The organism is Flavobacterium sp. CR10, assembly GCF_055814415.1.
Genome location: NZ_CP185985.1, coordinates 1,971,649 through 1,996,156 on the forward strand (window position 1 = coordinate 1,971,649; position 24,508 = coordinate 1,996,156).

Genomic DNA, 24,508 nt, shown 5'->3' on the forward strand with positions numbered 1-24,508 from the left:
TTATTTAAACGGATTGCGTTCCTGCCATTCTGTTTTGGGTTCCAAATAATTGAAAAATCTTGAAATGTTATGATTAATCAAAGCATTGCTGTGTGTGATTAAACCGTACATTTTAACAGGTTTTGCTCCGACAGAACTTTTAATTTCAAGAGCAGTTCTGGCAAAGACGATTTCACGGAAACCTTTTTTGATAGAATAGGCAATCATGTCGTACAGCATATTTAAATACAGCATTTTCTCGCGCTGAATGCTTTCGTCATAACCCAAAAAATACGTGTCCATTACTTCGCCATTTTTGATTAAAGTATTGAAACCGATTAGTTTTTCATCTAAGAAATAACCGTACAGCAGAAAATTATCGCCCATTATTTCTTTAAAAAAGCTAAAATGGTCACGAGCTAGAAAAAAAGTGTTGAAAGGTGCATTTTTAGCAACATGAAAATAAAGATCATAAATAACATCTTCATATTGTTTAATATCTGAAAGCGACATTTGCTGTTTTACAATCCCTTCCGATTTCTTTCGTGCGCGTTTGTATTGGTCGCGATATTTTTTTGACAAAGCGTCAATATAATCCTGTTCGGTTTTCCAGTTTTCTTTGATGTCGAAAATCATGTTCGGCTGGGTCGAAAACGTATAATTGTTTTTGAATTCAGCCTGAAGCGGTTCTATTTCTTTTGCTGTAAAATCTTTTATGCTAGTTATGTGAACCTTTTTTCCGCTTTCTTTCAAATCTTTTTTTAGCTGATTAATAGCTTTGTGAAGCGTTTTTATGGCTTTTGATTCTTTAACGCTTTTGTCAAAAATAAAAGCATTTTGTCCCGTGAGCATATTATTTCCAACAAATAAAACGTGTGAGGCAAAATTCTTTAAAGCAAAATTGCGCACCGAAGTTTTTAAGCATTTGTCGCGCTCACCAAAAGATTCGAGTTTTTCTGCAAATAAGAATTGTGTTAAAGCTATTCCAATTAATTTTTTCTCTTCAAAAAGGCCAATAAAATGGCAAGTCATATTTACTGGAGAGGAATTTTCCAGCACTTCGAGATATTCTCGTGTCAAAAAAATGTTATTTGCAGCAAGCGAGTTCCATTCTAAAGGCAGTAAAGATGCGCTTTTGTAAATCTGGAAAGAATATGTTGTATTCAAAAGAGTGAGCTAATTTCTTCAAAATTAGATAATATTTAGAATAACTAATGGGGTTTAAGTTATTATTAAGAAAAACCCGTTTGAGATAAGTTTTTCAAACGGGTTTTTAAGAAGATTATTAAGCAAATCCACAAATGATTCCGCCCATAAGAGTCAGAGTAAGAATCCAGTATCCGCTATGAATAAAAATATATTTCCAAGATTTTCTTTCAAATAAACCATTAATTCCTATTAATGGAAAAGCGAAAAATAATCCAGACATAAAACCATGAAGTGCACCATGTTTAAAAGTCCTGTATGCCATTCCGTAATCTGCCATGAAGGCTGCAAATGAAGGTTTTGCATTATCCATTAAAGGAGGTCCGCCAACCATTCCGATCGCGCCAGATTGATGAATGGTAAGCGACATTAAAGTCATGGTGATCATTAAAGAGAAAATATACGTAAGTCCGAAGATTTTAAGCATATTTCCTTTTCTTAACTCTTCTTGAGTAAGATTGTTTTCCTTCATCCAGATTGTTCCAAATACTTTTGGGCTGTACCAGATAAAACCAGTTACGAGTGTAACAATTGCTGCAATAAATAAAGCGGCGAAGTTAATTTGCATGATATGAGGTTTTTAGAATTAGTTGATCAAATGTAATCAAAAAAAGTGCAGATTTTAGAAAATAATTAAAAGCAATATAAATCTTACATGTAAAATTTTTTTCAACACTTTGTCGATATTTAGTGTGTTTTAACTGCGAATTGCATATTTTTACGCTAATAACAAATCCCCAAATCTGTTATGAAAATTTTAGTAACCCTTTCTTTATTATTTGCTTTTTCGCTAAATGTTTTGGCAGATACCGTTTCGGATAAAGAAAAAGAGGCGCTTATAAAATTGTACTATGCAACAAATGGTTTGCAATGGAAAAACAAATGGGACTTAAGTCTGTCTGTTTCTACTTGGTACGGTGTTAAAGCTGAAAATGGAAAAGTTGTGGCGCTGAATCTGGCAGATAATAATCTTCAGGGAGAATTGCCAGAAGCTCTTTACGATCTTATAAATTTAGAATCGCTAAATCTTGAAAAGAATAAAATTGAAGGAAGTTTGTCTTCATCAATCTTTAATTTGAAGGAATTAGAATTGCTAAATGTAGCTGATAATAAATTGTCGGGTGAAATTCCGTCGTCTATTTGCCAATTGGTAAAATTGAAAGATTTAGAGCTTTTTATGAATAACATTTCAGGAGAGCTTCCAGCGGAAATTGGAAAGTTGAATCAGTTAGAAATTTTAGCTGTTTTTAATAACGAAATTAACGGAAAACTGCCTGTTTCAATTTATAAGATTTCTGGACTGAAGGTGTTGCTGTTAAACAATAATAAATTCTCAGGAAATTTGTCAAATGATATTATTAATCTGAACTCACTTCAGAATTTTAGTTTGTTTGATAATGATTTTACAGGCGCAATTCCTCTAGAAATCGAAAAGCTTAGCAAGTTGCAAGAATTGAATCTTTCGTACAATAAATTTACAGGCGAAGTTTCGAAAAAAATAGCATTATTAGATGCTTTAAATATGACGATGATGGATGAAAACGGAAATCCATTTTTATTAGAAATAAACCAAGAAAATAAATTACAATAGTTTACCCAAAATTAATCGATGCTTATGAATGAATTTTACATTTAGTTAATTATTTAAAACCGTAATTTCTTACGGTTTTCGTTTTTTTTAGACTTAAAGGTTCCTTGAAAAAATAACCTATAATTTAGAACGGAATTTTTTATGTTTGCCTAAATTTTTATAATTTTAATAAAAGTATCTAGAGAACCAAAAGCCATTTAACAGGCGGTATTACTAATCATTTAATAAGAAGAAATCATGACACTGCAATATCAGGGAGAACAATACGGAAAACCGACAACTTTTACACTTAGAATTATTGGGAACAACTTATCAAAAAGTAGTTCAAACTATCAGATTGATCTTTTGGTTGGAGATAAGAAACTGCCAACTTTTACAAGCGAAATCCACCAAAGTCTTTCTAATTGTTTAAAAGAAATCTACTTGTTTAGAAAACACAACGGAATTAAATTCAATGAATCAACAGAGAAAATAGTTTCGCTTTATGTTCCTTATGATAAAGTTTTGTTTAACTACAATAAATATGCTTTGTTTAGAGCATAAATTTTTCTAAAAACAGCATAAAAAAGACCATTTGAAAAAATGGTCTTTTTTTATTCGAAAAGCGGAAGCTATTATCGAATTATCTTGATAAAAGCGCTATAAGGGTTGTCTGTAAGGGAAGTACGCATATAATATACGTTTTCATCTTTTTCTTTTAAATCAAACTGAATCAAGCCGGCATCGCAATAATAGTAAAGCAAGTTATCGTCGGCAGGAAATTCAATATTTGAAATAGGCAACGTAGTTAGTTTTTCTTCAAAAGCTATTTCGCCGTTTGATAAGTCCAATTCAAAAAGTTTCTTGTTGCGTGTATATCCCCAAAGATTGTCAACCTCTTTAACAATATATTCTACATTATCACCTTTAAAATCTGTTTTCCAAAGCTGAGTTCCTGTTTTAGAATCAACAGCATAAATAGATGAAACCTCTGGGCCTTGTGCGGCAAAATATAGTTTTTTGTCGTGGCATACTATGCGTTCCTTAACATTGTTTTGGTTTTCTTCTATTTTAAACTGCCATAAAACATCTAAGCTATTTGGTTTAAGAGTGTAAAGCCAGTTCTTGTCGCCAGCTATAAAAACACTTTCACCATCTGTAACAGGTTTTCCGTTCATCGTTTCATCAAAGCTTTTCTGATTCAATAGCTTTCCTGTATTGACTTCAAACGAATATACATTTGTTGCACTTTGAATAAAAACCTTATTATCAAAAACAAGTGGCTCAATGTCGTTATTTGGCGTGTCTAATTTGTAGTTCCAAGACAAGCTTCCATCTTTTAAATCCAAAGCATATAAATTACTGCTCTGATTTTGATTTTGAGCAGTAATAAACAATTTTCCGTTGCTTATTACAGGAGTTTGGTCTTTTAGAACAATCTGGTCTTTAATATTGCCTATTCTGGATTTCCAGAAAATAGTTCCTGTTCCGTTATCTACAGCATAAATTTCACCATTAATAAACGGAATATATACTACTCCGTCATGGATTGTTATTTTGTTGGCGCACATTTCGGTTTGAGCATCCGAAGCTTTTACGGTCCAAACAATACTTTCGACTTCTAAATCCCATGAAAAAAGCGATCCGTCGTAATCATAAATTAACATAGAAGTGTCGTCTAGAGAAATCTTTTTTAGAGGTTTTAAAGATTTGTTGGTAACAACTTCTTCTGCAGGTAAATTGCTGTTAGAATAATTGGTTTTGCTGGCGGGCGCTTGTCCAGACATATTTGCAAAGGCGAATACAAATAAAAGGGCTATTAATTTGTGTTTCATTTTAAGATTTGGGTTGATTTTTTTGATTGTCTTTTTTAAAACATTTAATGGAGTAAATATAAACAAAAAAAAGCTCCAGATTTCTCTGAAGCTTTTGTCTTAGTAGGTAGTCCGTGGGGGAATCGAACCCCCCTTACCAGGATGAAAACCTGGCGTCCTAACCGATAGACGAACGGACCTGGTTTGCTATTGCGGGTGCAAAAATGCAACTATTTTTGAGATGTACAAAGCATTTTGGAAAAAACTTTTTGATTTTTTTTGATTGAAAATTGTTTTAGAGGATGATTTTTTTAGTTTTAATCGAGTTAATGTATTTGTATTTATTTGATTAATAATTTGTTGTTTTATGTTTATGCGGAGAAAATGTTTGTTTTTTTAAGAAGAAAATAATTTTAGAAATATTGAATGATTTTATTTTTGAAAGAATATTTTTATAGTATTTGAGGGGTGATCCTAATAGAAAAGAATCATATTGCTTTTGGAAAGTTGGATTTTTTGAAAAATAATTCTGAGTTTATAGAAAAACCGTAGTGACTGTTTGCTTTTTTTGTGTAGTATTGCTAGACCTTTTTATATGGGGTCAATATGTGAGGTAAAAAATATTTATTATTTAAAAGTCAGCAATAATGTCTGCTTGATAAAATAAGTTTGAAGCATGAAATATATCGTTTTAATTTTATTGACATTCTCATTAAATGCTTTTTCGCAGAATAAAAAAACTCCTAACAAATCAAAAAGCGAGAAAGATCAAGCTATATCTTTTCACAAATATGACATATCGTTAATAAGGCTAATTTCAACTCCAGAAAAATATGATGGAAAACAAATTCAAGTTATAGGGTATTTGAATTTGGAATTTGAAGGAGACGCAATTTATTTGCATAAAGAAGATTTTTCAAAAGGCATATCCGATAATGGTTTTTGGGTCAATTTTTCAAAATAAATTTCTCAAAAGAAAAACTTGAACGAATACAATAAAAAATATATAATAATTGTGGGAACTTTTGATATGAATTCGAGAGGACATATGGGAATGTTTGGAGGAACAATTAAAAACATCACTAGATTGGATTTATGGAATTTTGACAGGTAATTAACGTCATCTCTCAAATTTTTAGGGAGACTGCATAAATTGTGCTATCAAAATTACACCTTTTCTATCTTAAAATAAGCCAGCTCTTCTTGATTTCTTATCAAATTGCTTAATCGTTCAAATCCAACTTTTTGCAATACATTTTGCGATCCTGTATTATCAAGATCTGTTATGGCTACAACTTCCTTGGTATCTGTATTTGCAAAACTATACTGCGTGAGAGCCTTACATACTTCTGTAGCAATACCTTTTCCCCAGTAGTTTCGGCTTAATACATATCCGATTTCTATCTGGTTTGTGTTGTGCGCAAAAACACGTGCAACACACATTCCTATAAAATCATTGTCTATAGCACTAAATATTGCCCATCTGCTGAGATTTTTCTTTTCATAATTTTCCAGCAATTCGTTAAACATTTCGACATATCGTTCAGGCGAAGTTTCAGGAAGATATTGTGTAACCTGATTGTCTTTAAAAAGGTCTAAGAATGTCTGCTTCTCTTGAGGTAAAAATTCGCGAATAATTATTTTTGGACTTTGATAGATAGTGAGCATTGATTTAGGATTTTTCATTGTAAAGATATCGAATTTAGAGAAATAAATAAGGTAAACTTACTGCTCGTAAATATGCAATTATAAAAAGTCTTTGTTTTGTTTATCTAGTTTGTAATGAGTAAATTAGATGTTTGAAATGAATGTTGCAAAAATGACAAAAGCAAAAGAAGACGTAATATGGATAACAGGTGCTTCATCTGGCATTGGAAAATCAATGACTTTTGAATGGGCAAGATTAGGATATAAAGTAGTTCTTTCTGCAAGGCGAAAAGTGCTGTTGGATAAAATTGCCGACACAATTAGAGATTCAGGTGGACAAGCATTAGTAATTCCATGTGATATAATGGAAGAAACCTCTATTGAAAATGCAGTCCAACAAATCATTAAAGAGTGGGGGCGATTGGATATAGTTGTTGCCAATGCTGGTTTTGGCGTTTTTGGAAGCATCGAAAACTTAACAGCCAAAGATTGGAATAGGCAATTGCAAGGCAATGTTACGGGATTAGCCCTAACGGTAAAATATGCATCGCCATATTTAAAGAAAAACAAAGGACGAATTGGTTTGGTTGGAAGTGTTGCTGCTTATCTTCCTAATCCTAATGTGGGCGCGTACGGCGCTTCAAAAGCGGCTGTAAATTCTATTGGTCAGACTCTGCAGGTTGAATTAATGGGAACAGGCGTGAGTTGCACTACTTTGCATCCCGGATTTGTGGTTTCAGAAATTGCACGAATTGATAATGACGGAATTTGGCATCCTGAACAGCACGATCCGCGACCGTCAAATTTAATGTGGCCTACTGATAAAGCTGCGAAAGTGATGGTAAATGCTATTTTGAAACGAAAGAGAAATTACATTTTCACGGGACACGGCAAATTAGCAGTATGGCTGCAAAGATGGTTTCCTAGGGTTATGAGATCTATTATTTCAAAAGGTTCAAAACCAGATTTGTAATTAAGAAGCTTGAATTAAATCTATGTTAAAAGAGGGGTTTTGTTTTAATATTAATGTGAAATTTGTGAAATGTCTAATTAACAACGAGATAATATGGAAGGACAAATTATAGAATTGGAAAAAAAATACTGGCAAGGAGTTGAGAATAATGATTATGAAACGGTAAGAAATTTGACATTTTTTCCATGCATAGTTGCTGGAAAAAATGGTATTCAGAGCATCAGCGAGACTGAGTTCAAAAATATGTTCGACTCTGGACAAACCAATAAAATAAAAGTGCTGAACATCTATGATGTAAAAGAAAAGCTAATTGCTGAAAATACTGCCGTACTAGGATATCGTCTCGATTTTGAGATAGCAGATCAAAGTCAAAAAGCTCCTGTGAAATGTGTCTGCACTTCTACTTGGGTTAAAGAAAATAATCAATGGGCATGTGTAATGCATACCGAAACAGAATTGGAAATAAAAGAGTAATCTAATGTACTTAAAATATAGCTAATATATAGTTACAGCGAAAATCCAAACAGAAAAGCTTCAGATCTCTCTGAAGCTTTTTTGTTTTAGTAATGCAGCTGTATTTTCAGGTTAAGAAAAATATATAGTTATAATATACTTTTGAAAATATATTGTAGTAATAATATTTTATTATTTTCGTTTAAGAAAATCATCAATCAATCAATCAATCAATCAATCAAATGAAAAAACAAATCATTCTTTGTTTTACAGTTTTACTTTTTACAAGTAATATCTCAGCGCAAGAGATAAAAGATTTCTTTTCAACACTTGCTAAAAAAGACCTTTTTAATGGCAGTGTATTAATTTCTAAATCAGGAGAAAATGTTTTTTCTGCTTTTTATGGATATTCTAATATCGAGAAGAAAGAAAAAATCAATGAAAAATCTCAATTTACAATTGCATCGGTATCAAAAACGTTTACGGCAGTTGCCATACTGCAGCTTAAACAAAAAGGGAAATTGAATATTGATGATCCAGTCCAAAAGTATCTTCTGAATTTTCCTTATCCAAATGTTAGCATTAGACATTTGCTCAGCCATACTTCGGGAGTGGTTCCTTATTATCGTTTATTTGATAAAGCAATAAAAGAAAAGCCAAAAAAAATCTTTTCAAATGAGGATATTATACCTGCATTAATTGAAAATAAAGCTCAGCTTTCATTTGCTCCGGGAGACAAATGGGAATATAATAATGTTAATTACTGTCTTGCAGCTTTGATAGTAGAAAAAATAGCTGGAACTGCTTTTAGAGATTATTTGGAAAAAAATATTTTCGAACCTGCTAAAATGAAAGATTCATTTCTGCCTAAGAATAGAAGGCTTAAAACGCCAAATCAGGTAGAGTTGTATACTTATCCAAACCTTTATTCGACAAACGTAGTAAATGTTCAAACCTTAAATGAAACTTTTTTAATAGATGAGAAAAGTAATTTTTACGGTCCTGGAGGTATTGTAAGTACAGCTCAAGATTTGCAGAAATATCAAAAAGCATTATTTAGCTATAAGCTTTTAGGCAAGAAAGAATTAGAAGAAGCGCTGACTCCAGCAAAACTTAATAACGGAACATTTGCTTCTTATCGTGCGTATGAAAAAGAAATAGCCTATGGTTTGGGTTGGCAGACTTATACTAATGATAATAATGAAAAAATAGTTTTTCACGATGGGCTCAATACTGGACTTACATCAATTTTAATGTACAATATCACTAGAAACAATACTGTCATTATGTTGTCCAATACAGCAAGTCCGGTTTTCGTTACGGCTAATGAAGCTTTAAAAATAATTGAAAATAAGCCTTATAAAATGCCTCTGCAGAGTCTTTCGAGAGTCTATGGCAGTTTGCTTGAAAGCGGGAATAAAGAAAAAGCAAATCAGTTAATTGAAGAATATTTAAAAAAGCCAGACACTTACGAAGCGTCAGAAAGAGATTTTAATAGATTAGGATATCAATTTCTTAGATCTCAAAAAACAGACAACTCTTTACTGACATTCGCCTCAGCAGCATTAATTTTTCCAAATAGCTCAAATGTATATGATAGCTATGGAGAGGCATTGCTTCAAAGTGGTAAAAAAGAGGAGGCAATTAAAATGTATCAAAAATCTGTTGAATTAAATCCAGATAATGAAAATGGTAAAAAGGTATTGAAAGAATTGCTGTAAATAATTACCATAAAAATTTAAAAAACAAAAAAAAGCTTCAGATTTCTCTGAAGCTTTTTTTCTTAGTAGCCCTAACGGGACAATTCTCGAACCATTTTGTGTATGATTTAGAGGGATTAGGAAAATCTAAAATTAAATTATGATAGATCTAATATATCATCACATTTGTTAATCAATGGGTCTAACCAATCTGCTTTGTCGCAAGCCCATTTTATCCATTCATCTTTTTCAATAGTTAAATTGTTACTTCTGATTGCTTTTTGCTTTTCAGCTTCGATGTATTGTCTAATTAAGAGCGCTTTATTGTATTGCTCAGATAGGGCTAATAATTTGTTGAATTTTTCAACTTCTTCATTTTTTAGTTTTTTAATTTCTTCTTTTCGCTTTTGTTCTTCTTCATATTGTAAATGCCACAGTCTGTTTTTTTCTTTTCGAATTTTTTCTGCCTCTGCATAGATTTCTAATTTAGCCATTATTCTTGCTAAAAGTTCTTCTAATTTCGTTTTTCCATCTCTCCATTCCTTTTCATCTGAATATTTACCCATTTTGAAAATTAACTCTCCTGTTGGAACATAATCAGAAGTATAATATTGCTTTGTGGAAGGGATTCTTTTAGTTGCTTCTCGTAGATCAATTTCTATGAAAATAGTGTCAATTACCACACCTGTATTATCATATTCTTTTCCCCAATCATGTCCTCTGTAACGTAATAATTTTGTAAAAGCATCCATAAAAAGTAGTGCTCTTTTTCTGCAATTATCACCGACTCTAATTGGATATACAATTGTATTATCATTGTGGTATGAGCTGAATTTAATTTTACCCTTCCAGTACTCTTTCGTTTGAATTGTTATAATATCTGGTTTTATGATAGTATCGGGAACAACTATAGGGGCTTTTTTGTCATTTACAATTTCTTTGGTTCTTATTGTTAATGGTGTTTGGTCAATATTAATTGGTTCTCCTTCTTTCCTTAATGCTAAAATAATTTTATCATTACCATCGAAATTAGGATTAAAATCTACTTTCTTTACTAGCTTATTGAATTTAAGTTTTGACCAATAACTTCTATCTGGAATTGGAATTTCAAATTCTTTGCAGATTTTTTTTAAGCCTTCGTTTGTATAAGCATACTGCAATGTAAGTTTGGTAAGAGGTGTTGACCAAACCAAATCAAATAATTCTTTCCTTTTCAATTCCTTTGTTTCCATATCTTTCATAAAAAAATAATTGTTTAAATTTATGAAAAGTGTTTTTGATGTTGACAAAAGATATTGAAAATGAAATATAAGTGATTTAATAAGTTTTTTAATGGTTCTAGCTCTCTAAAAAGGCCTAAATTGTCCAAGATTTATATTGACCCCTGAGGTACAGAATAATTCGAACCATTTTTTAAAAACTTGGCGATTTTGAATTATTGATTTTTTCTTTTTTTAATCTATTAAGATATGTTTGGGCGTACAGATTACAAATCTGTGCAATTGAGTTTTAAAAAAATCAAAAGAAATTAAATATTTTTTACTGCGCAAAAACATTGCGTATTAAGGAAATATCTTTGATAAATAAATTTAGACGGAATTTTATTAAAACGAAAAGCAAATGAAAAAGAGTGCTACAAAAATACTAGCTAACAATACTGAAATTAATTTGTATTGTTTCATCGGAGAAGCTGTCTTGAAAACCCAAATGGTTGAACAAGCACTGAGTTATTCAATTACTCTTAAAATGAACCCCACGGAAACAAAAGAACGAGCAGATGAATGTTTAAAACAAAACCAGAGTTATACATTAGGTAAAGCTATTACAATTGCAATTAGGGAGAATCTATATAATTTGTCTTTGCAAGATGAATTAAATGTTTTTTTAAAGCAAAGGAATTGGTTGATTCACAAAGTTGTCATTGGAAACGAAGAAGATTTCAATGCTGGTAACATAAAAGAGGAATTGTTAGATAAAATTAAATCTATTTCAGATAAAGCAGAAAGTATTCAACGTTTATTAGAATATGATATGATAGACTTTTGTTCTTCTAAAGGAAAAGATATGCCAGAAACCCAAGCATTATTAAAATTACAAGAACAAGGAATAAGAATTCGAAAGTAGCATTCAAAACCTGATCCTCCGCTGGCATCACGCTTGTAAACAAAACCCAAGATGTTTAAAGGTAAGTAAGCAAAAAAGCTTCAAATTTCTCTGAAGCTTTTATCGTTGTAGCTGGAAGCGCTCAATAATCTAACAAATTATCTTTGATTATTACAATGTCTTATCATGCGCATTTTAATTTTTTTGTTTTTTATGATAGTTGCTCAAATAAAAAATTCTCTTGATAATTTGTTGCTAAAAAAAATAGGACTTGAGAAATTTGCTCAATTTTCAATAGAAAATAAATATATTTCTTTTTAATCAGGATTAAAGCTTTTTAAAATTTCCCAGTTTTTAGAATTTTCTTTTAAATATTTAAAAGCAATTTGTTTTTTATTTTCTAAATCTACATTCTGATTTTTCATTTGATTATAATCCGTAAGAATCCAGTAGTATATCATATAATTAAACAGAGGCTCCGTAGGATTTAATTGGGTTGCTTTCTCAAGTAATTCAATGGCTCCACTTAATTCATTGGAATAGTTTTTTTTCAATGAAGCTTTAGTATATAAATAAATTGAATAAAATATATCATTGTTGAACTTTTTAAATAAATCTTCAATATATTTTTCATTTTGTTCTTTTAATAGAACTTTGTAAATTACTTCGAAATAGGTAGAGACTATTTCGATATCTCTAAAATTTGGTAATTTTTGTATGATCTTATCGCCCATTTTAATTTCAGAATATCGATGATGAACCCTTATTTTTGAATGCCACTTAAAAAGAATATTCGTGATATCTAATGTGTTTTCAAGTATGTTTTCTTTGCGGTGAATATTTTCGTCAAAATTGATTGCTGATAATTTATAATATTCACATAATGATATTACATCCAGTTCGTTAACTATGTTAGTTTTTAAATATTCAATCTTCTTTAAAATATTAATATAAATTTGATTTTTCCGAGATGGAAGCTTTAAAATGTTCTTAAGAGATTCTATTTCTTGAATTAATAAATCTGCTGAATTACTTTTGTCAAAATATTCAAAATTAAATTTTAATTTGTCTGCGGTTACACTGTCAATTTTTTCCAATTCTGCTATTAATGCATCATAAAGATCTATAGCAGATGCTCTTTCAGTAGGATCTTCTTTAAGGCATTTATTAAGAATCAACTCCAAATTCTTATTAGTAAACGAAATTTTAGCTGAAAATGCCCAGTTCGAAAAATAACTTGAACTTGTATTTTTATTCAGTGCCCTTTCTTTGCTTAAATCATTAGGATGTTTATTCGTAAAAAGCATGTAAATCATAGTTGCCAGTGCAAATACATCGGGATTATAACCTAAGTATTTTTTTCTATCATATTGTTCTGGTGCTTTAAAAGGAAATTTTCCTCCTCCACCTCCGTAAGTAGGTCCGATTCTTTCAATTAGATCAGCAATTCCCAAATCTGAAATTTTAGGAACTAAGTTTAAAGCATTTAATGATTGATAGTTAGGGTATTTATCTTGTAGATCCTCGATTAAAATATTTGGGGGATTAAAATCTTGATGATACTTGATGCCACTTTTTTGCATTTCTACCAATGATTTCGTAATCTTACAAGAAATTACCAAGGCTTCTATGTACGAGAAACTTCTTTCAAGCATCAAAGTTTTTAAATCTTTTTTGAAGTATGGCATGCAAATAAATGGAATGTCCTTTATAATTAAAGGGTAAAATGCTTTAACTAAATAACTATTCTGTCTCGAAAACCATAGTTCGCACTCATCTATAAAATACTTTTCTTGATCTGTATTTAATTTATTAACCTTTATTGTTTTGTAGGCAACCCTTCTTGGAGTGGTATGTGCATCATGCTCAACAATAAAAACCGTACCACTCGCACCTGATTTCTCTTCAACTATATTTCCTGTTATATATTCCTCTAATATTTCCCTAATCATTATTAATTATTTAAGTGCAGGTTACAATTTACTAATGTAGAAATTAAAACTTGCATGAAAGTCGAAAAATAATTCTTTACTAAAAATATTTTCTTTTTTTAATTATATAACTATTTAAATTAACTTTATTTAAATTAACCCTTGCAGGTTTAATATTAGATTGTAATTATGATTAAGATAAAAGAATTTCAAGTAAGAGATTTCTTGTGTGATAATTTTAATGAATTTCATAAGAAAATAACTAATCTAAAAGACTTTAAAAGAGCATTAATAGATGAAAAAAATGCAATCTATCAGAGTAGTGAACAGATATGTATTACCGATTTAGTGAAATTAGTACTTGGAGAGAAAATTATTCATTCAACTGAAAATATTGAGTTCTACAAATTAATTGATAAGGAGTTTAAACTTCTAGAAACAAAATCCAAGAAGGGGAAACAGCCTTCAGTAGATATTTTAGCATACAATACATGTAGTTTAAATCTCGCTTTAGTTGAACTAAAGATTAGTGACAGCAGTGAACGAGAGGCGATTACCGAATTGTCGGCTTATACTTTAGGTCTACAGAATAGATTTCATGGATTGTCAAACTTACAGATTATCTGGATCCCCATTTCAAATGAATGGAGGGCAACTTTAATGTCTGCTGTGGAGTTGTCAATGTTGTGGAAAAACATTCTTACCCTCCCATTGCAATTAGAAGTTCATAAGGATAATAAGGATTTAATTAAGGATCTTTCTTTCACAATTATAAATCCGATAAGAGAAATATCCGAAATAGATTATCTGAGTTTGTTTTCGTACGAATGTTTTGATACGTTCGATTATTATACGCGTTCAAAAGTAAAAAACAAGAACGGATTTATTAATTATGTAACATCAATCTTTAATCGTCAGAATATTAATGGATTCATTATATTTCATAAAAACAGCCCGAGAGCTGTGTATCCGCATGGATTCACACTATGTATTTATAATCCCTATAAAGGATACCTTCATAAGAAAGTATTAAAGAACATTTTAGAATATAATAAAGATTTGCACTTTTCTGAAATTATCAAAGAAGGTAGATTTATAAATACTGATTTTATAGATGTCGATTTTATAACGGATGAGGTTAAACATTTTGAACCTGAGGTTAAAGATTTGATTGGGAAAAGTTTAAAAGCTGATGCACACTGGAAAAAAAAGTTTTTAAGTGTAGGTGATTTTACTGACCCGGAAGATGATCCTAACACAAGTTATGGTGTAAAATATCTGAAAGAAGCGATAGATAGCGCTAAAGAAAATCCAAGAGCATTTGGAACTCCTAATTTTGAAATTTGGTTTAATAACCTTGAAAGTAAAGATGTTTCATCTGTTTCTTATCTCGGGATTTTTCATGATTTGATTTCTAAAAAAATTCAGATTGAACATAAAAAAAATCTTCATTCCAAAGATTTTTTTTCCTGTTTAACCTCGTTTTATTATCTGAAAAAAACATTTAAAATGTTTAATCATCATTAAAAATTAAAATGAAAACAAACAATCGCACCTTAAAATTTTTAAAATTGAAGAACAGTAAAATTATTTAATTTCAAAAAAGTTTAATTATTTGAACTAGCAAGGACTAGAGGAAAATAAGCTTTTTAAAAGAATATAAAATAATTGAAAAGTCAGAAATCTTCCTATTTTACAGCAGAAAAGCTGTTAAGTTAGTTTAGGATTATATTCTTCAGAATCAAGATTTATTTAATAAATTGTAAGAGAAAAACAATATATTTGAAATGTAATTTACAAAATAAACTTTCAGCAATTAGTTTTAAAATAGGTATGTTTTTAATATTCTTATTGCCTTTATAATTGTTACCAATAATTTTATCGAATATCAATATTAATGAAGAGTTATAATAAGGAAGAGAAAAAGAGATTAAAAGAAATTGATGAGCAATTGACTGCAGAAATGAAAAAGATGCAGGCAAATGTTTTAAGAAAATATCATCGTGAACGCGATGATTTTGATTTAAGCATATCATCTTTACATGGAACTATTGGAGGAAAGAACAATACATATGTCGATAGTATAAATATGCAATTTAGTGATCCAAATGATTTCAAAGCTAAATGGATAAGGGGATTTAGAAAGTATGTTGAGAACAGATATTCCCCACTAAAGAAGCTTATGAAAGATGAAGTTTTTAGAAACTATACTTTAAAATTTCTTGAGCGTAATTTTTATAGAAACTTAAAAGAAAGGACTAGAGTAAAACCAAATGAAAATCTATGGTCTGTATGGTTTGGTGGCGGTAAATTTGTTTGGGGTTTGGTAATAGCTCCAGCATTTCGCGACAAAATATGGACAAATGATGTAAGTGAAATAAGAAGAGCTGAATATATGTATTGGACAATTGGACATGTTCTTAATACAGGTTTGGTTGATCCAGAAAATAATGAATTGGTAAAGTTTGATGATTTTCCTGAATTACTGAGATTTTACAAGAATATCTTGAAGAGAGTTTCTAATTCACAATACGAAAAAGCAGTATTTGATTTCTACGTAGAATATCTTGAAATGTCTGATGATGTTTTATCAGAACCTTTCCTAATCCCTGAATTTAGATATGAAGGTCTTGAAGTTGATCACAAATATCGTTTGGACTTTACAATTTTAAATTCTCATACGATGGAACTGATTGGCTTTGAATTAAGCCCCCATTCTTCCCATATGTCTGTAGCTAAAATAAAAGATAAGAAACAAGTAGATGTCAATGCAGAATTGTCAAAGAAATGGAATAAAGAAATGCAGAAAAGAAATGATTATTTTGAAGAATTTGGAATTACTACTGTTACTTTTTCTGATGACAATCTAATTGATATAAAAAGATGTTTTGCTGTTATGAAAAAATACTTATCTGCTCGACCGAAAGAAAAAATTAATTTAGCTAATGAAATAACCGAATTGGATAATTTGTGAAGTTTGGTTAGTGATATGCGCTGAATTTCTATTTATAGATGAAATAAAATGTGATTTAGAGACAGGAGATTTAGAGTATGATACAAAGATGGGAAGTCTTGAATTAATTAAAATATGTAGTAGAAAGAACGATATGAAAAGAATAATAATTTCTCTGTATATTTTTTTGGCTACAGAATCCCTCTTCGCGCAAAATCAAACAAATCAAGTTCTACTTGTATCATCCAATAATGCAATTGTATATCGACTTTTTTCGATACGAAATACTTGGTGTTTTTAAAGCTAAACACGAGAAATTGACAGTTATGGCAGGTTAGTGGAACACAGGAAATAATCAGTTGAAACACCTATAACTTTAGTGCCTAGAGTTCAAATTGAAGAAGAGGCAAATGGAAGATTCTTTCTCTATCCTACGCAAAATATATACAATTTCATTTTGATTGACCAAGCTGATGGTCGCAAGTGCAGTGGTCAACAGAAATTAAAGATCGGACGGTCATTAAAATAAATTAACAAAACATATGTATTTTCTATTGAAATTTTAAGTTGCAAAGTCAATTTCTGATTAAATCAGAATTTCAATTTATTTTAACATAAAGATTAAATGATTGTAAAATCGAAGTGTTTTTATTAAAAGTTAATTCGAATGTTGGGTAGTTTTGGGATGAATAGGAGCCTCCAATTTGTCTGATTTAATAACGGGAGTGCTTTTAATTTGATTAGAAATTTTTATTTCTAAAAGCTTTATTCTTAAACTGTCTATTTCTTTTAATTGCTCACCGTTTTTTATTTTTAAATTTTCTATGGTTTTTGCCTTTTTATCATTATCTAAAAAAAATGAGGATACGAAAAATACACAAAAAATTAAAATCAGAGGAGCATAGAAAAACCAAAATCTCTTTTTTGAATCTAATTTAGTTTTAAATCTGCCAAATCCAACATAAAAACCGCTTTGCTTTGTTATTGCATTACTAAGACCAATTTCAGGTATTATTTTGTACCATTTATTTTCTATAAATGATGCTTGACTAACTGCTCCGATAAGAAATTTATGATACCAATATCGATCCATAAAACAGAAGCAAAAAATAATCAAAGCTCCTAAAAAGCTAAATACAGTAATGGAATTAATTTCCTTTCCGCCAATATAGAATACAATATTTTCTTTAACGATATAGCCTAGAGTTGCAATAATAAATGTAAATGCTGTTAAGGCAAGATTTCTTATTCTTAGGGCAATATCATTAAAGTGTTGTTGAACTTTAACTACATCACTCCAAATAGAGATTATGTTTGGAATTAGATCTTTGTTCAGTTTTTTTTCATATGAAGTAAAAGAAATATAATTTAGTAATTGACTGAAAGACTCTTCCAGAATTAGATCAGGTTTTATTTCTTCGTTTCTGTGTTTTTCGTGAAATTCTTGTTCTCTTTTTACATCCTCATCAGTCCAGTGAGTAACTTCTTTGAGAAGCTTGTATTTGTCACTGGCGATTTCACTTCCGTATTTCGCATAGATACTTGTCACGCCAGCGTCAAGAGCCATCCTAATATCTCTATCGATTTTATCTCCAATGTAAATTGCATTCTCTTTAGCAACTTGAAAATCCCTTAGAATAATCTCCAAGATTTCACTATCAGGTTTTTTTATGCTTTTTGACAGGTATCTTATCTCTGTTTTTATTGGTTCCCAATGTTCATCATCATAAAATTTGTCAACGCTTTTTGGGGCTCCAGTATCTAAAGGAGTATAGATACAATCAAATATTCCATCTAATTCTAAATTTTTTATTCTATATTTTGTGAAGAAAGCATTGGATTCAGTAAATCCAATTATCAAAACTCCCTGAGATTTTAAATGCAATAAAGTTTTTAGAACTCCATCATAAAGTCTTAAATTTGATTTTTTATTTGAATTATATTTATGTAATATACTTTTACCTGTTAATGGTTTTTTAGTTATTTTCTTCTTATTCTCATCACTTAAGGATGTAAGTTCTTCAAAAGCAAATGAAACTTCTGTAGTCTTATATTGTTGATGTAGATTTTTAAAATCAGCTTTTAAAACGTCTTCATCAATGTTAAAAGATTCTCTGATTTCGTTAAAATAAGGATTAAATGAATTGTACCACATTCCTAGCCAATCCCACATTGTATCGTCTAGATCTGTTACTACGCAATTTTTAATATTGTGCTTAGTCATATTCATCTTATTTAAACAAATGTTCTTTTGAATTTTATAAAACTATTTTCCTCTATTTAATCTTCTCTGAGATAACTTTTTCCAAATATTATCAGCCAACACTATTTCTTCGTTGCTTAATCCAAAATTTTCTTTAAGAATTATTTTATTTGTTATTTCTAATATTTCGGAAATATCCTTTTTAGCTCTAATCATTTCATCAATTAGTGGCAGAAGCTCTTTATTATTAGCATTATAGGGTAAGAGAATTTCTTCAACCTCATTAGGCATTAATTCTAAAACACCGCCCCCATGGCTTCGACCACATATTTCTGTAAATGCAAGAGATAATGAGTTATAGTAACTAGCAGTTAACGCCTCTAAATTAATATTTGATTTTACTGTGACCCTATGCATTGTGTCTGTAGTAAATGCTTTTGCTTCGTTTATAATTAATTTAGGGTAAAGATTATTCCTCCTAATAAATAGTGCATCTGAAATCCTCAGTGATGGGATTATTTGCCATTCATCTCTAATTCCACATTTATATCCTTTATTAACGTTTTGTTCTTCCCCTTTTTTTATGTATTTTCTGGCACCTAAACTACCATTTAATTCAGATGTTTTCGGAAAAGTTAGTAAATGTGTTCTTGCTTCAATTGCTTTATTTTTATCCCAGTCTTTCGAAGTGAAAATTACGCTTGGAACTTGGACACTTCTCCCTACTAATGGTTTTGCATATTTTTCTAAATTGTATTCTTTTACAGTGGAAGAAGGGACAGTGAAAAATGGATTTGCACCAGTTGTTATTCCTACTTCTACAGTGGCAAAAACACCAAGTTTAGAAATTAATTTAGATTCTTGTAACCTTTCTAAAAAATCTATTTCGTTTTGTTCTAAAAAATAAAAAGTCCATTTATTTGATTTGAAGTCAATTTTCTTTTTTGGACTTTTCAATTTATTAATATCAAGCTTTTTTAAAGCACTTGCATCTTTTATTTCTAGATGTTCTATTAAATGTTTATTTGTTTTATTTTTTTCGCATAAAAGCAACACTACTTCTTGTTGGATGTCAGGAAATACAAGTTTTTCAAATGAGATAATATTAATTTTATTGTAAAAATGTGCAAGAAAATTTCTTAGTGGCTTTGCAAATGAAACCTGCAATATTTCTGCAGGCAATACGAATCCTATTTTTCCTTCATTTTTTAATAATAAAGAAGAGCCAACAACAAAAGAAACCCATGCATTAGTTAGTTTTGAATATTTTAAATTTGCTTTATTAAAAATATCTCCAGCATAACCTTGTTGTTCCTTATTGAAATATTGGTATCTAATATACGGTGGATTTCCAATAACTAAATCAAATTTTTTAGTCGTATTGATACAATAATTATGAAAATCTGTATTAATAATTTCAGCATCTAAAAGGTTTATGCTTTTGGATTTGTTAGCCTCTATTTCGTCTAGCTCTATTGCTGTTACAGAGTTGTATTGAAATTTACCCTTTTTTATTGCTTTAAGAAAGATTCCGTCTCCACAACTAGGCTCTAAAATATCTAATTCCTTATTTCCATTAAAAGCCCACTTTAGAATAAATTCTGCTATAGGTTCAGGAGTGTAAAACCCACCTCTCAATTTATCATGTGATGCTTCTTTTATTAATTGCATTGTATTCTATTTTCTAACAAAAATAAGCACATAAGAATAAGATACAATGTAATAATTTCATTTTTTATAAAATAAATTTCAACAATTATTTAATAACTAAAGTATATTTATCTTTAGATGTTACGTCTTTTGATAATGTTAAAGTTTTTCCTAGCAAGTCACGATTTTTTACTAACGTTTTTGCTTTTCCCCAGCTTAAGCTCGTAACAGAGTTATTTTGAATGTAGCTCTCTGTATCTGTTCTGGGATTATGTGTTATTTGTAGTGGAAATTCTCCCTTGTCTTCTTCGTCAATTATTATATTGAAATATGCTATTGCTTTTTCCAAATGTTCACTGTTTTTACGAGTGCTATTATTCCAATCTAAAGAATTAAAAACCTGATCTCTAAAATAATGCCTTTGGTCAATATTATCTAAAAGTCCTTTGCTTAAGGACATTGATCCAGTTTCGTTTGTATTACTTCCTCGAGGAATATTTAGATCTCTTTCGGTAAGAGGTTTGCTTTTCCAAATTTCAGTAAAGTTGCTAGTAAATGCATTAGCAGGAATTAATACAGTACTTATATTTTGGTCGTCAACTGCACTTATCTCCTCGTTGTAGTTTTGTTCAAGTTTTTTTGATTTCTTCTTGCCAGCAAAATTTTTGGGGAGCTTTGAAACTGCTCTTTGAGGTATTTTTAAAATTCCCTTTTCTAAATTTTCATTTGCTTCTTTTTTTCCTTGTCTTTTTAACCAAACTTTTTTAAGTGGAACCACTCCTAATTTAACAAAAGAATCAATTGTACTTTGTGCTATTTTGAAAAGATTAGGATCTGTGAAATTAAATAAAGTACTGTAGTAACTTTTTAAATCTATTAGTAAATTCTCCCCATCTTTATCTGAATTATCAAATTCGAATAAAATCGATGATTCAATATTATTAAAAAGCCCCCTTGCCGTCAGGTTCGAAGAACCAATAATTAATGCTGTTTTTTCAAGTCCTTCAAATAAATAGATTTTTGGATGAAAAATAGGTTCTTCTGATTGATAAAAAATATAACTGTTAATTTTCAAATCTAAAATTTCTTCCAAAGCTTCTTTTGATGTACCCTGTTGATCTATACCGACAATTAAGTTAAGATTTTTGAATGAAGTACTACTTGATATACAGCTAGAAAGTCCATTAACTCCAGCTTCACTTGCGAATGCTGATATTCCAGTAAATGTTTGATAATGGTTTGTGCTAAAAAATTCAATCAATTTGTTTCCAACAGCTTTATCCAAAGATGGATTAAAGCCTTGGCTTAGTAATGTTACTTTCATTAATTTTCATCTTTAAGTTTATGAAAAACGAATTCCATAGTAACTTCAAGACCTTTACAAAACTTATCAATATTTTCAAGAGTTATGTTTTTCTCTCCTCTTTCTATCATACCAACATAAGTGCGATGAACATCAGCACGAAAAGCTAATTCTTCTTGTGAAAGTTTCTTTTCATGCCTTATTTCTCTTATTAATCTACCGAATTTTAAAGAAAGGTCTTTGTTCATTTGAATACTACAGTTATCACAAAGTAACAATGTCGGCAGATAGAAAACTACATACTAAAGTTAGCATTATTTGCCATCAAGTTCAGCTTATATAAGTTGGATTTTTAATTTAAGGTTTATAAAATTATTCATTTTTCTTAGTTTCCTAGCATTAAATAAAAATGATTTTTGATTATTCCATGTATAGCTAAATTTGTTAATTTAAACATACCTATCAAGGATAGAATAAATGAAAATTAATGCTCAAGAAATTTTAAATTCCTCTTCGCAATCTTTTTCTTTTTTTCTGTATAAGTTCTTTCGGGATAAAATCATTTATCCTTTCCTCGCGAATGAGTATATCTGCAAGATTTTCTTTCACATACTCTCTTGATTCAAAATCTTGAAAGCTCTCATAATCTGTCGAAATTGAGTTTTGATACTTTCTTTCAAGTGCAAGAATATTCATTGCACAGCTTTCCTGAATTCCTTTTGCGCTGAATTCTTTTCCAAGACTGCTTCCATTGACAACAGACTGCATTTTAAAGTCTATAAAAGTAATTCCATAAAGTTTTCCTTCACTACTTTTTCTTAAAATAGTATGAATGGCCTCACCTTTAAGTCTTTCGGATAATCTCTCGACAGAAGTCATTCTTTCATCAAAAAAAGCCTCTCTCAAAGCATTTTTAACGTGGCTTTTGCCGTATTGCTTCTTTGTTTCATTTACCCTGAATTTTTCTTCCAGAAATTTTAAGGTAGGTCTGCTGTAGAATTCGCTGGCTTTTATCGGCACGCCTATCGGTTTTGAATTCTGGTCAAGTATCTTGTAAAGCAGTCCGTTATTTTTAAAAACTCTCGATTCCTCGCTTCCCTTGTCAGCATGAACATTATAGAGATTTAAAACCGCGTTGAGTTCAGGCAGGCTCGAATACTTATAATCAAACAACACCTGATTTAAAACTGAATTGATCGCCTTTTTGGACTCTGCTTTTCCGTATAGGACTCTGCCGATATCTATCGGATTTAACGAAAATTGTTCTTTCTGTTTTCTTCCTTCGGCTTTTACAAGTCCGAATATTTCCTCAATTTCTTTTCGGGCAGGCTCTGATTTTCTGATTCCCAGTAAATGTAGATCGATTCTTTTTCCGTCTCTCTGGATGTTGTTTGTCACGATATGGCAGTGCGGATGTCCCGCATCATAATGCTGGTATACCAGGTAAGGCTGTCTGCCGAAGCCCAGTTTTTCCATATAAGTGTCTGCAATTTCAGCCAGTTTTTCTTTCGAATGATTCTCCGAAGGGTCAAAGTTGAGCGAGATATGCACCGTATTCCGCTTCGCATTGGTATTGAGTTCTGCCAGTTTTAGAAAGCGGTTTAATTTTGAAGTGAAACTCAGTTTTTCCAGCTCCAGAGGATAATTCACAGCACTTATGCATTCCGCTTTTCCGATATCAACTTTCTTTTCGTTGTAATTCAGAATGCCTCTTATGGACGAGCTTGTTTTTATCACTGCAACCATTTTTCTGCTATTTTCTGGGTATGGTCTGAGACCTCTTCCATTTTATCAAAAAGCCTTTCTCTTTGGATTTCGAACAGATAAAGATGCCCTTTGAATTCGGGAACTGTTTTGAGCGTGTTTATCTTTCTGGCAATCTGATTGATATTATTGCCGATTGCCCGTAATTCGGAAGTAAGTACAGCTGTTTCTTCCATCAGTTCGTCTAAAGACTGGTTTCTGTAAGTTGCTACAATTGGTTTGTTGAATAAGTGTCTTCGGATATGATCACTTAATTTTCGGCAGGTGCTTGCTCTGAATCTTTTTTCCAGTTCGACATACTCCAAAGGAGTGAATCGCAGTCCTACGATTCGTGTTCTGTTTGAATTTTCTCTTTTCATCATCTTTCATTTTCATTGTTATCAAACTCTTTTGTTTTTAAGTTTCTCCACCGCCGAGTTCCGAGGCAATGGGTGGCAAGATAGGCGGTTGTTAAACAACCGTTCATCTTGCTGATTGCAGGAACGTGGCAATCTTTTGAGATTTTTAAAAGCAGGCTCCCAATTTAAGCAAAATATTTGAACCGATCATGCGTAAAATATGTGCATGATGGCTGTAGGCTGTTACAATGAATAAATGCTTAAAAAAGAAAAAGGAAAAAAAGAAAGCAGTCTGAAATTGGACAATCAGACAGGTGAAGTGCTATAAGTCCCGAAGGGCATTTTTGAGGAACGAAAAAATGTTATGCGCACTTCTCTGGCTGTGTTCAATAACTTGCTTTACTTTTTTTGTTTTAGAAATGTTTTAGAAAGTTTTGATACTAAAGCAGCGTGAAATTGATCTTTACATTATAAATCAAAATTATGCGGTCATTAAGACCCTATAGAACTAATGAATTCCAGTACATAATTTTTGGCTTTTTTTCTGTCTGGCTCATTTGAAAACCTTAGAAGTCTTAGTTTTAGTCTTTAATTTTGCATCTAGCGAATGACTCTAAAAATTAAGGGTGGAACAATCGTTATTTCTCAACGTACAGTTCTATTCAAAGAAATAATAAAATTTAAATTAGTTCAAAAAAACAAAAACCTCGAAAGTATTTTCGAGGTTTTTGTTTGCGAAAAATAATTATCCTATTTTTTCTTTCTTTCGTTTATAAAAGAAAATAACACTTCTAATTACCAAAAGAATAAGTATTGGGTAAAAATAATTGATAACATAATATGTGTCACCAATATTTAAGTTAAAATAGTAATCGGAGAAGTAAAAAAAGACAAAAAGCACGATGCCAATTGTTAAGAACA

22 protein-coding genes and 1 tRNA gene are annotated in these 24,508 nt (G+C 30.6%); 10 read left to right on the forward strand and 13 right to left on the reverse strand.

What is annotated here, in order from left to right; all coding sequences use genetic code 11:
• Both ACNRYB_RS08870 and ACNRYB_RS08875 read right to left on the reverse strand, forming a co-directional pair.
• Positions 1-1,146 (reverse strand): GNAT family N-acetyltransferase, encoded by a 1,146-nt coding sequence (locus ACNRYB_RS08870; protein ID WP_473729819.1) that lies wholly within the window; start codon positions 1,144-1,146, stop codon positions 1-3.
• A 118-nt stretch (positions 1,147-1,264) separates the two neighbouring features.
• The gene (locus ACNRYB_RS08875) at positions 1,265-1,753 is read right to left on the reverse strand and encodes a DUF1761 domain-containing protein (RefSeq protein ID WP_473729820.1); all 489 of its coding nucleotides are present in this window, start codon (positions 1,751-1,753) and stop codon (positions 1,265-1,267) included.
• 180 nt (positions 1,754-1,933) lie between these two features.
• Here ACNRYB_RS08875 and ACNRYB_RS08880 point away from each other — a divergent pair, with 180 nt between their 5' ends.
• Both ACNRYB_RS08880 and ACNRYB_RS08885 read left to right on the forward strand, forming a co-directional pair.
• Positions 1,934-2,776, forward strand: coding sequence for a leucine-rich repeat domain-containing protein (locus ACNRYB_RS08880; RefSeq protein WP_473729821.1), 843 nt, complete (start codon positions 1,934-1,936; stop codon positions 2,774-2,776).
• Positions 2,777-3,013: 237 nt separating this feature from the next.
• Positions 3,014-3,319 (forward strand): hypothetical protein, encoded by a 306-nt coding sequence (locus ACNRYB_RS08885; RefSeq protein WP_129746370.1) that lies wholly within the window; start codon positions 3,014-3,016, stop codon positions 3,317-3,319.
• A gap of 71 nt (positions 3,320-3,390) precedes the next feature.
• Here ACNRYB_RS08885 and ACNRYB_RS08890 read toward each other — a convergent pair whose 3' ends face one another.
• Positions 3,391-4,590, reverse strand: coding sequence for an outer membrane protein assembly factor BamB family protein (locus tag ACNRYB_RS08890; RefSeq protein WP_473729822.1), 1,200 nt, complete (start codon positions 4,588-4,590; stop codon positions 3,391-3,393).
• Between the two features lie 107 nt (positions 4,591-4,697).
• Positions 4,698-4,769: transfer RNA gene (locus ACNRYB_RS08895), tRNA-Glu, on the reverse strand.
• 476 nt (positions 4,770-5,245) lie between these two features.
• Between ACNRYB_RS08895 and ACNRYB_RS08900 the strand changes: the two genes are divergently transcribed.
• Both ACNRYB_RS08900 and ACNRYB_RS08905 read left to right on the forward strand, forming a co-directional pair.
• Positions 5,246-5,533 (forward strand): hypothetical protein, encoded by a 288-nt coding sequence (locus ACNRYB_RS08900; RefSeq protein WP_473729823.1) that lies wholly within the window; start codon positions 5,246-5,248, stop codon positions 5,531-5,533.
• Positions 5,534-5,551: 18 nt separating this feature from the next.
• On the forward strand, positions 5,552-5,683 hold the full coding sequence (locus ACNRYB_RS08905) for a hypothetical protein (RefSeq protein WP_473729824.1): 132 nt from the start codon (positions 5,552-5,554) through the stop codon (positions 5,681-5,683).
• A gap of 53 nt (positions 5,684-5,736) precedes the next feature.
• Here ACNRYB_RS08905 and ACNRYB_RS08910 read toward each other — a convergent pair whose 3' ends face one another.
• A complete protein-coding gene (locus ACNRYB_RS08910; protein WP_473729825.1) occupies positions 5,737-6,237 on the reverse strand; it encodes a GNAT family N-acetyltransferase in 501 nt (166 codons plus the stop codon).
• 151 nt (positions 6,238-6,388) lie between these two features.
• On the opposite strand from ACNRYB_RS08910, the gene ACNRYB_RS08915 reads away from it, so the two are divergent.
• The 3 genes from ACNRYB_RS08915 (at position 6,389) to ACNRYB_RS08925 (ending at position 9,363) form a co-directional block, all read left to right on the forward strand.
• The gene (locus tag ACNRYB_RS08915) at positions 6,389-7,189 is read left to right on the forward strand and encodes an SDR family NAD(P)-dependent oxidoreductase (protein WP_473729826.1); all 801 of its coding nucleotides are present in this window, start codon (positions 6,389-6,391) and stop codon (positions 7,187-7,189) included.
• A 93-nt stretch (positions 7,190-7,282) separates the two neighbouring features.
• The gene (locus ACNRYB_RS08920; RefSeq protein ID WP_473729827.1) at positions 7,283-7,663 is read left to right on the forward strand and encodes a nuclear transport factor 2 family protein; all 381 of its coding nucleotides are present in this window, start codon (positions 7,283-7,285) and stop codon (positions 7,661-7,663) included.
• A 221-nt stretch (positions 7,664-7,884) separates the two neighbouring features.
• Complete coding sequence (locus tag ACNRYB_RS08925; RefSeq protein WP_473729828.1) at positions 7,885-9,363, forward strand: serine hydrolase; 1,479 nt, start codon at positions 7,885-7,887, stop codon at positions 9,361-9,363.
• A gap of 137 nt (positions 9,364-9,500) precedes the next feature.
• On the opposite strand, the gene ACNRYB_RS08930 is transcribed toward ACNRYB_RS08925, so the two are convergent.
• Positions 9,501-10,583: a hypothetical protein gene (locus tag ACNRYB_RS08930; protein ID WP_109192052.1), complete on the reverse strand. Its 1,083-nt coding sequence runs from the start codon at positions 10,581-10,583 to the stop codon at positions 9,501-9,503.
• 379 nt (positions 10,584-10,962) lie between these two features.
• On the opposite strand from ACNRYB_RS08930, the gene ACNRYB_RS08935 reads away from it, so the two are divergent.
• Positions 10,963-11,466 carry a hypothetical protein gene (locus tag ACNRYB_RS08935; RefSeq protein WP_109192053.1) on the forward strand — a complete coding sequence of 168 codons (504 nt, stop codon included), beginning with the start codon at positions 10,963-10,965 and terminating at the stop codon, positions 11,464-11,466.
• Positions 11,467-11,762: 296 nt separating this feature from the next.
• On the opposite strand, the gene ACNRYB_RS08940 is transcribed toward ACNRYB_RS08935, so the two are convergent.
• Complete coding sequence (locus ACNRYB_RS08940) at positions 11,763-13,397, reverse strand: protein kinase domain-containing protein (RefSeq protein WP_109192054.1); 1,635 nt, start codon at positions 13,395-13,397, stop codon at positions 11,763-11,765.
• Between the two features lie 168 nt (positions 13,398-13,565).
• On the opposite strand from ACNRYB_RS08940, the gene ACNRYB_RS08945 reads away from it, so the two are divergent.
• Together ACNRYB_RS08945 and ACNRYB_RS08950 are read left to right on the forward strand one after the other, a co-directional pair.
• Entirely contained in the window at positions 13,566-14,903 is a 1,338-nt protein-coding gene (locus ACNRYB_RS08945; protein WP_473729829.1) for a hypothetical protein, read from the forward strand.
• A 370-nt stretch (positions 14,904-15,273) separates the two neighbouring features.
• Positions 15,274-16,350 carry a topoisomerase II gene (locus ACNRYB_RS08950; protein ID WP_109192056.1) on the forward strand — a complete coding sequence of 359 codons (1,077 nt, stop codon included), beginning with the start codon at positions 15,274-15,276 and terminating at the stop codon, positions 16,348-16,350.
• Positions 16,351-16,987: 637 nt separating this feature from the next.
• On the opposite strand, the gene ACNRYB_RS08955 is transcribed toward ACNRYB_RS08950, so the two are convergent.
• The 6 genes from ACNRYB_RS08955 to ACNRYB_RS08980 form a co-directional block, all read right to left on the reverse strand.
• Positions 16,988-18,553 (reverse strand): HAD family hydrolase, encoded by a 1,566-nt coding sequence (locus tag ACNRYB_RS08955; RefSeq protein ID WP_167398294.1) that lies wholly within the window; start codon positions 18,551-18,553, stop codon positions 16,988-16,990.
• Positions 18,554-18,595: 42 nt separating this feature from the next.
• Positions 18,596-20,203 carry an Eco57I restriction-modification methylase domain-containing protein gene (locus tag ACNRYB_RS08960; RefSeq protein ID WP_109192059.1) on the reverse strand — a complete coding sequence of 536 codons (1,608 nt, stop codon included), beginning with the start codon at positions 20,201-20,203 and terminating at the stop codon, positions 18,596-18,598.
• 85 nt (positions 20,204-20,288) lie between these two features.
• Positions 20,289-21,506, reverse strand: a complete 1,218-nt coding sequence (locus ACNRYB_RS08965; RefSeq protein ID WP_109192060.1) for a phospholipase D family protein — start codon at positions 21,504-21,506, stop codon at positions 20,289-20,291.
• Positions 21,506-21,733: a helix-turn-helix domain-containing protein gene (locus ACNRYB_RS08970; protein WP_109192061.1), complete on the reverse strand. Its 228-nt coding sequence runs from the start codon at positions 21,731-21,733 to the stop codon at positions 21,506-21,508. The genes ACNRYB_RS08965 and ACNRYB_RS08970 overlap by 1 nt, the downstream gene beginning before the upstream one ends.
• Before the next feature lie 253 nt (positions 21,734-21,986).
• Positions 21,987-23,231, reverse strand: coding sequence for a relaxase/mobilization nuclease domain-containing protein (locus ACNRYB_RS08975; protein WP_473729830.1), 1,245 nt, complete (start codon positions 23,229-23,231; stop codon positions 21,987-21,989).
• Positions 23,219-23,611 (reverse strand): plasmid mobilization protein, encoded by a 393-nt coding sequence (locus tag ACNRYB_RS08980; RefSeq protein ID WP_109192062.1) that lies wholly within the window; start codon positions 23,609-23,611, stop codon positions 23,219-23,221. The genes ACNRYB_RS08975 and ACNRYB_RS08980 overlap by 13 nt, the downstream gene beginning before the upstream one ends.
• Between the last annotated feature and the right edge of the window lie 897 nt (positions 23,612-24,508).

Excerpts from the sequence above, each read along its gene's own strand:
- ACNRYB_RS08885 (WP_129746370.1), top strand. The coding sequence starts at position 3,014 with ATGACACTGCAATATCAGGGAGAACAATACGGAAAACCGACAACTTTT.
- ACNRYB_RS08980 (WP_109192062.1), bottom strand. The coding sequence starts at position 23,611 with ATGATGAAAAGAGAAAATTCAAACAGAACACGAATCGTAGGACTGCGA.
- ACNRYB_RS08875 (WP_473729820.1), bottom strand. The coding sequence starts at position 1,753 with ATGCAAATTAACTTCGCCGCTTTATTTATTGCAGCAATTGTTACACTC.
- ACNRYB_RS08970 (WP_109192061.1), bottom strand. The coding sequence starts at position 21,733 with ATGAACAAAGACCTTTCTTTAAAATTCGGTAGATTAATAAGAGAAATA.
- ACNRYB_RS08910 (WP_473729825.1), bottom strand. The coding sequence starts at position 6,237 with ATGCTCACTATCTATCAAAGTCCAAAAATAATTATTCGCGAATTTTTA.
- ACNRYB_RS08975 (WP_473729830.1), bottom strand. The coding sequence starts at position 23,231 with ATGGTTGCAGTGATAAAAACAAGCTCGTCCATAAGAGGCATTCTGAAT.
- ACNRYB_RS08920 (WP_473729827.1), top strand. The coding sequence starts at position 7,283 with ATGGAAGGACAAATTATAGAATTGGAAAAAAAATACTGGCAAGGAGTT.
- ACNRYB_RS08900 (WP_473729823.1), top strand. The coding sequence starts at position 5,246 with ATGAAATATATCGTTTTAATTTTATTGACATTCTCATTAAATGCTTTT.
- ACNRYB_RS08950 (WP_109192056.1), top strand. The coding sequence starts at position 15,274 with ATGAAGAGTTATAATAAGGAAGAGAAAAAGAGATTAAAAGAAATTGAT.
- ACNRYB_RS08960 (WP_109192059.1), bottom strand. The coding sequence starts at position 20,203 with ATGCAATTAATAAAAGAAGCATCACATGATAAATTGAGAGGTGGGTTT.
- ACNRYB_RS08935 (WP_109192053.1), top strand. The coding sequence starts at position 10,963 with ATGAAAAAGAGTGCTACAAAAATACTAGCTAACAATACTGAAATTAAT.
- ACNRYB_RS08965 (WP_109192060.1), bottom strand. The coding sequence starts at position 21,506 with ATGAAAGTAACATTACTAAGCCAAGGCTTTAATCCATCTTTGGATAAA.
- ACNRYB_RS08930 (WP_109192052.1), bottom strand. The coding sequence starts at position 10,583 with ATGAAAGATATGGAAACAAAGGAATTGAAAAGGAAAGAATTATTTGAT.
- ACNRYB_RS08945 (WP_473729829.1), top strand. The coding sequence starts at position 13,566 with ATGATTAAGATAAAAGAATTTCAAGTAAGAGATTTCTTGTGTGATAAT.
- ACNRYB_RS08925 (WP_473729828.1), top strand. The coding sequence starts at position 7,885 with ATGAAAAAACAAATCATTCTTTGTTTTACAGTTTTACTTTTTACAAGT.
- ACNRYB_RS08880 (WP_473729821.1), top strand. The coding sequence starts at position 1,934 with ATGAAAATTTTAGTAACCCTTTCTTTATTATTTGCTTTTTCGCTAAAT.
- ACNRYB_RS08940 (WP_109192054.1), bottom strand. The coding sequence starts at position 13,397 with ATGATTAGGGAAATATTAGAGGAATATATAACAGGAAATATAGTTGAA.
- ACNRYB_RS08955 (WP_167398294.1), bottom strand. The coding sequence starts at position 18,553 with ATGACTAAGCACAATATTAAAAATTGCGTAGTAACAGATCTAGACGAT.
- ACNRYB_RS08890 (WP_473729822.1), bottom strand. The coding sequence starts at position 4,590 with ATGAAACACAAATTAATAGCCCTTTTATTTGTATTCGCCTTTGCAAAT.
- ACNRYB_RS08915 (WP_473729826.1), top strand. The coding sequence starts at position 6,389 with ATGACAAAAGCAAAAGAAGACGTAATATGGATAACAGGTGCTTCATCT.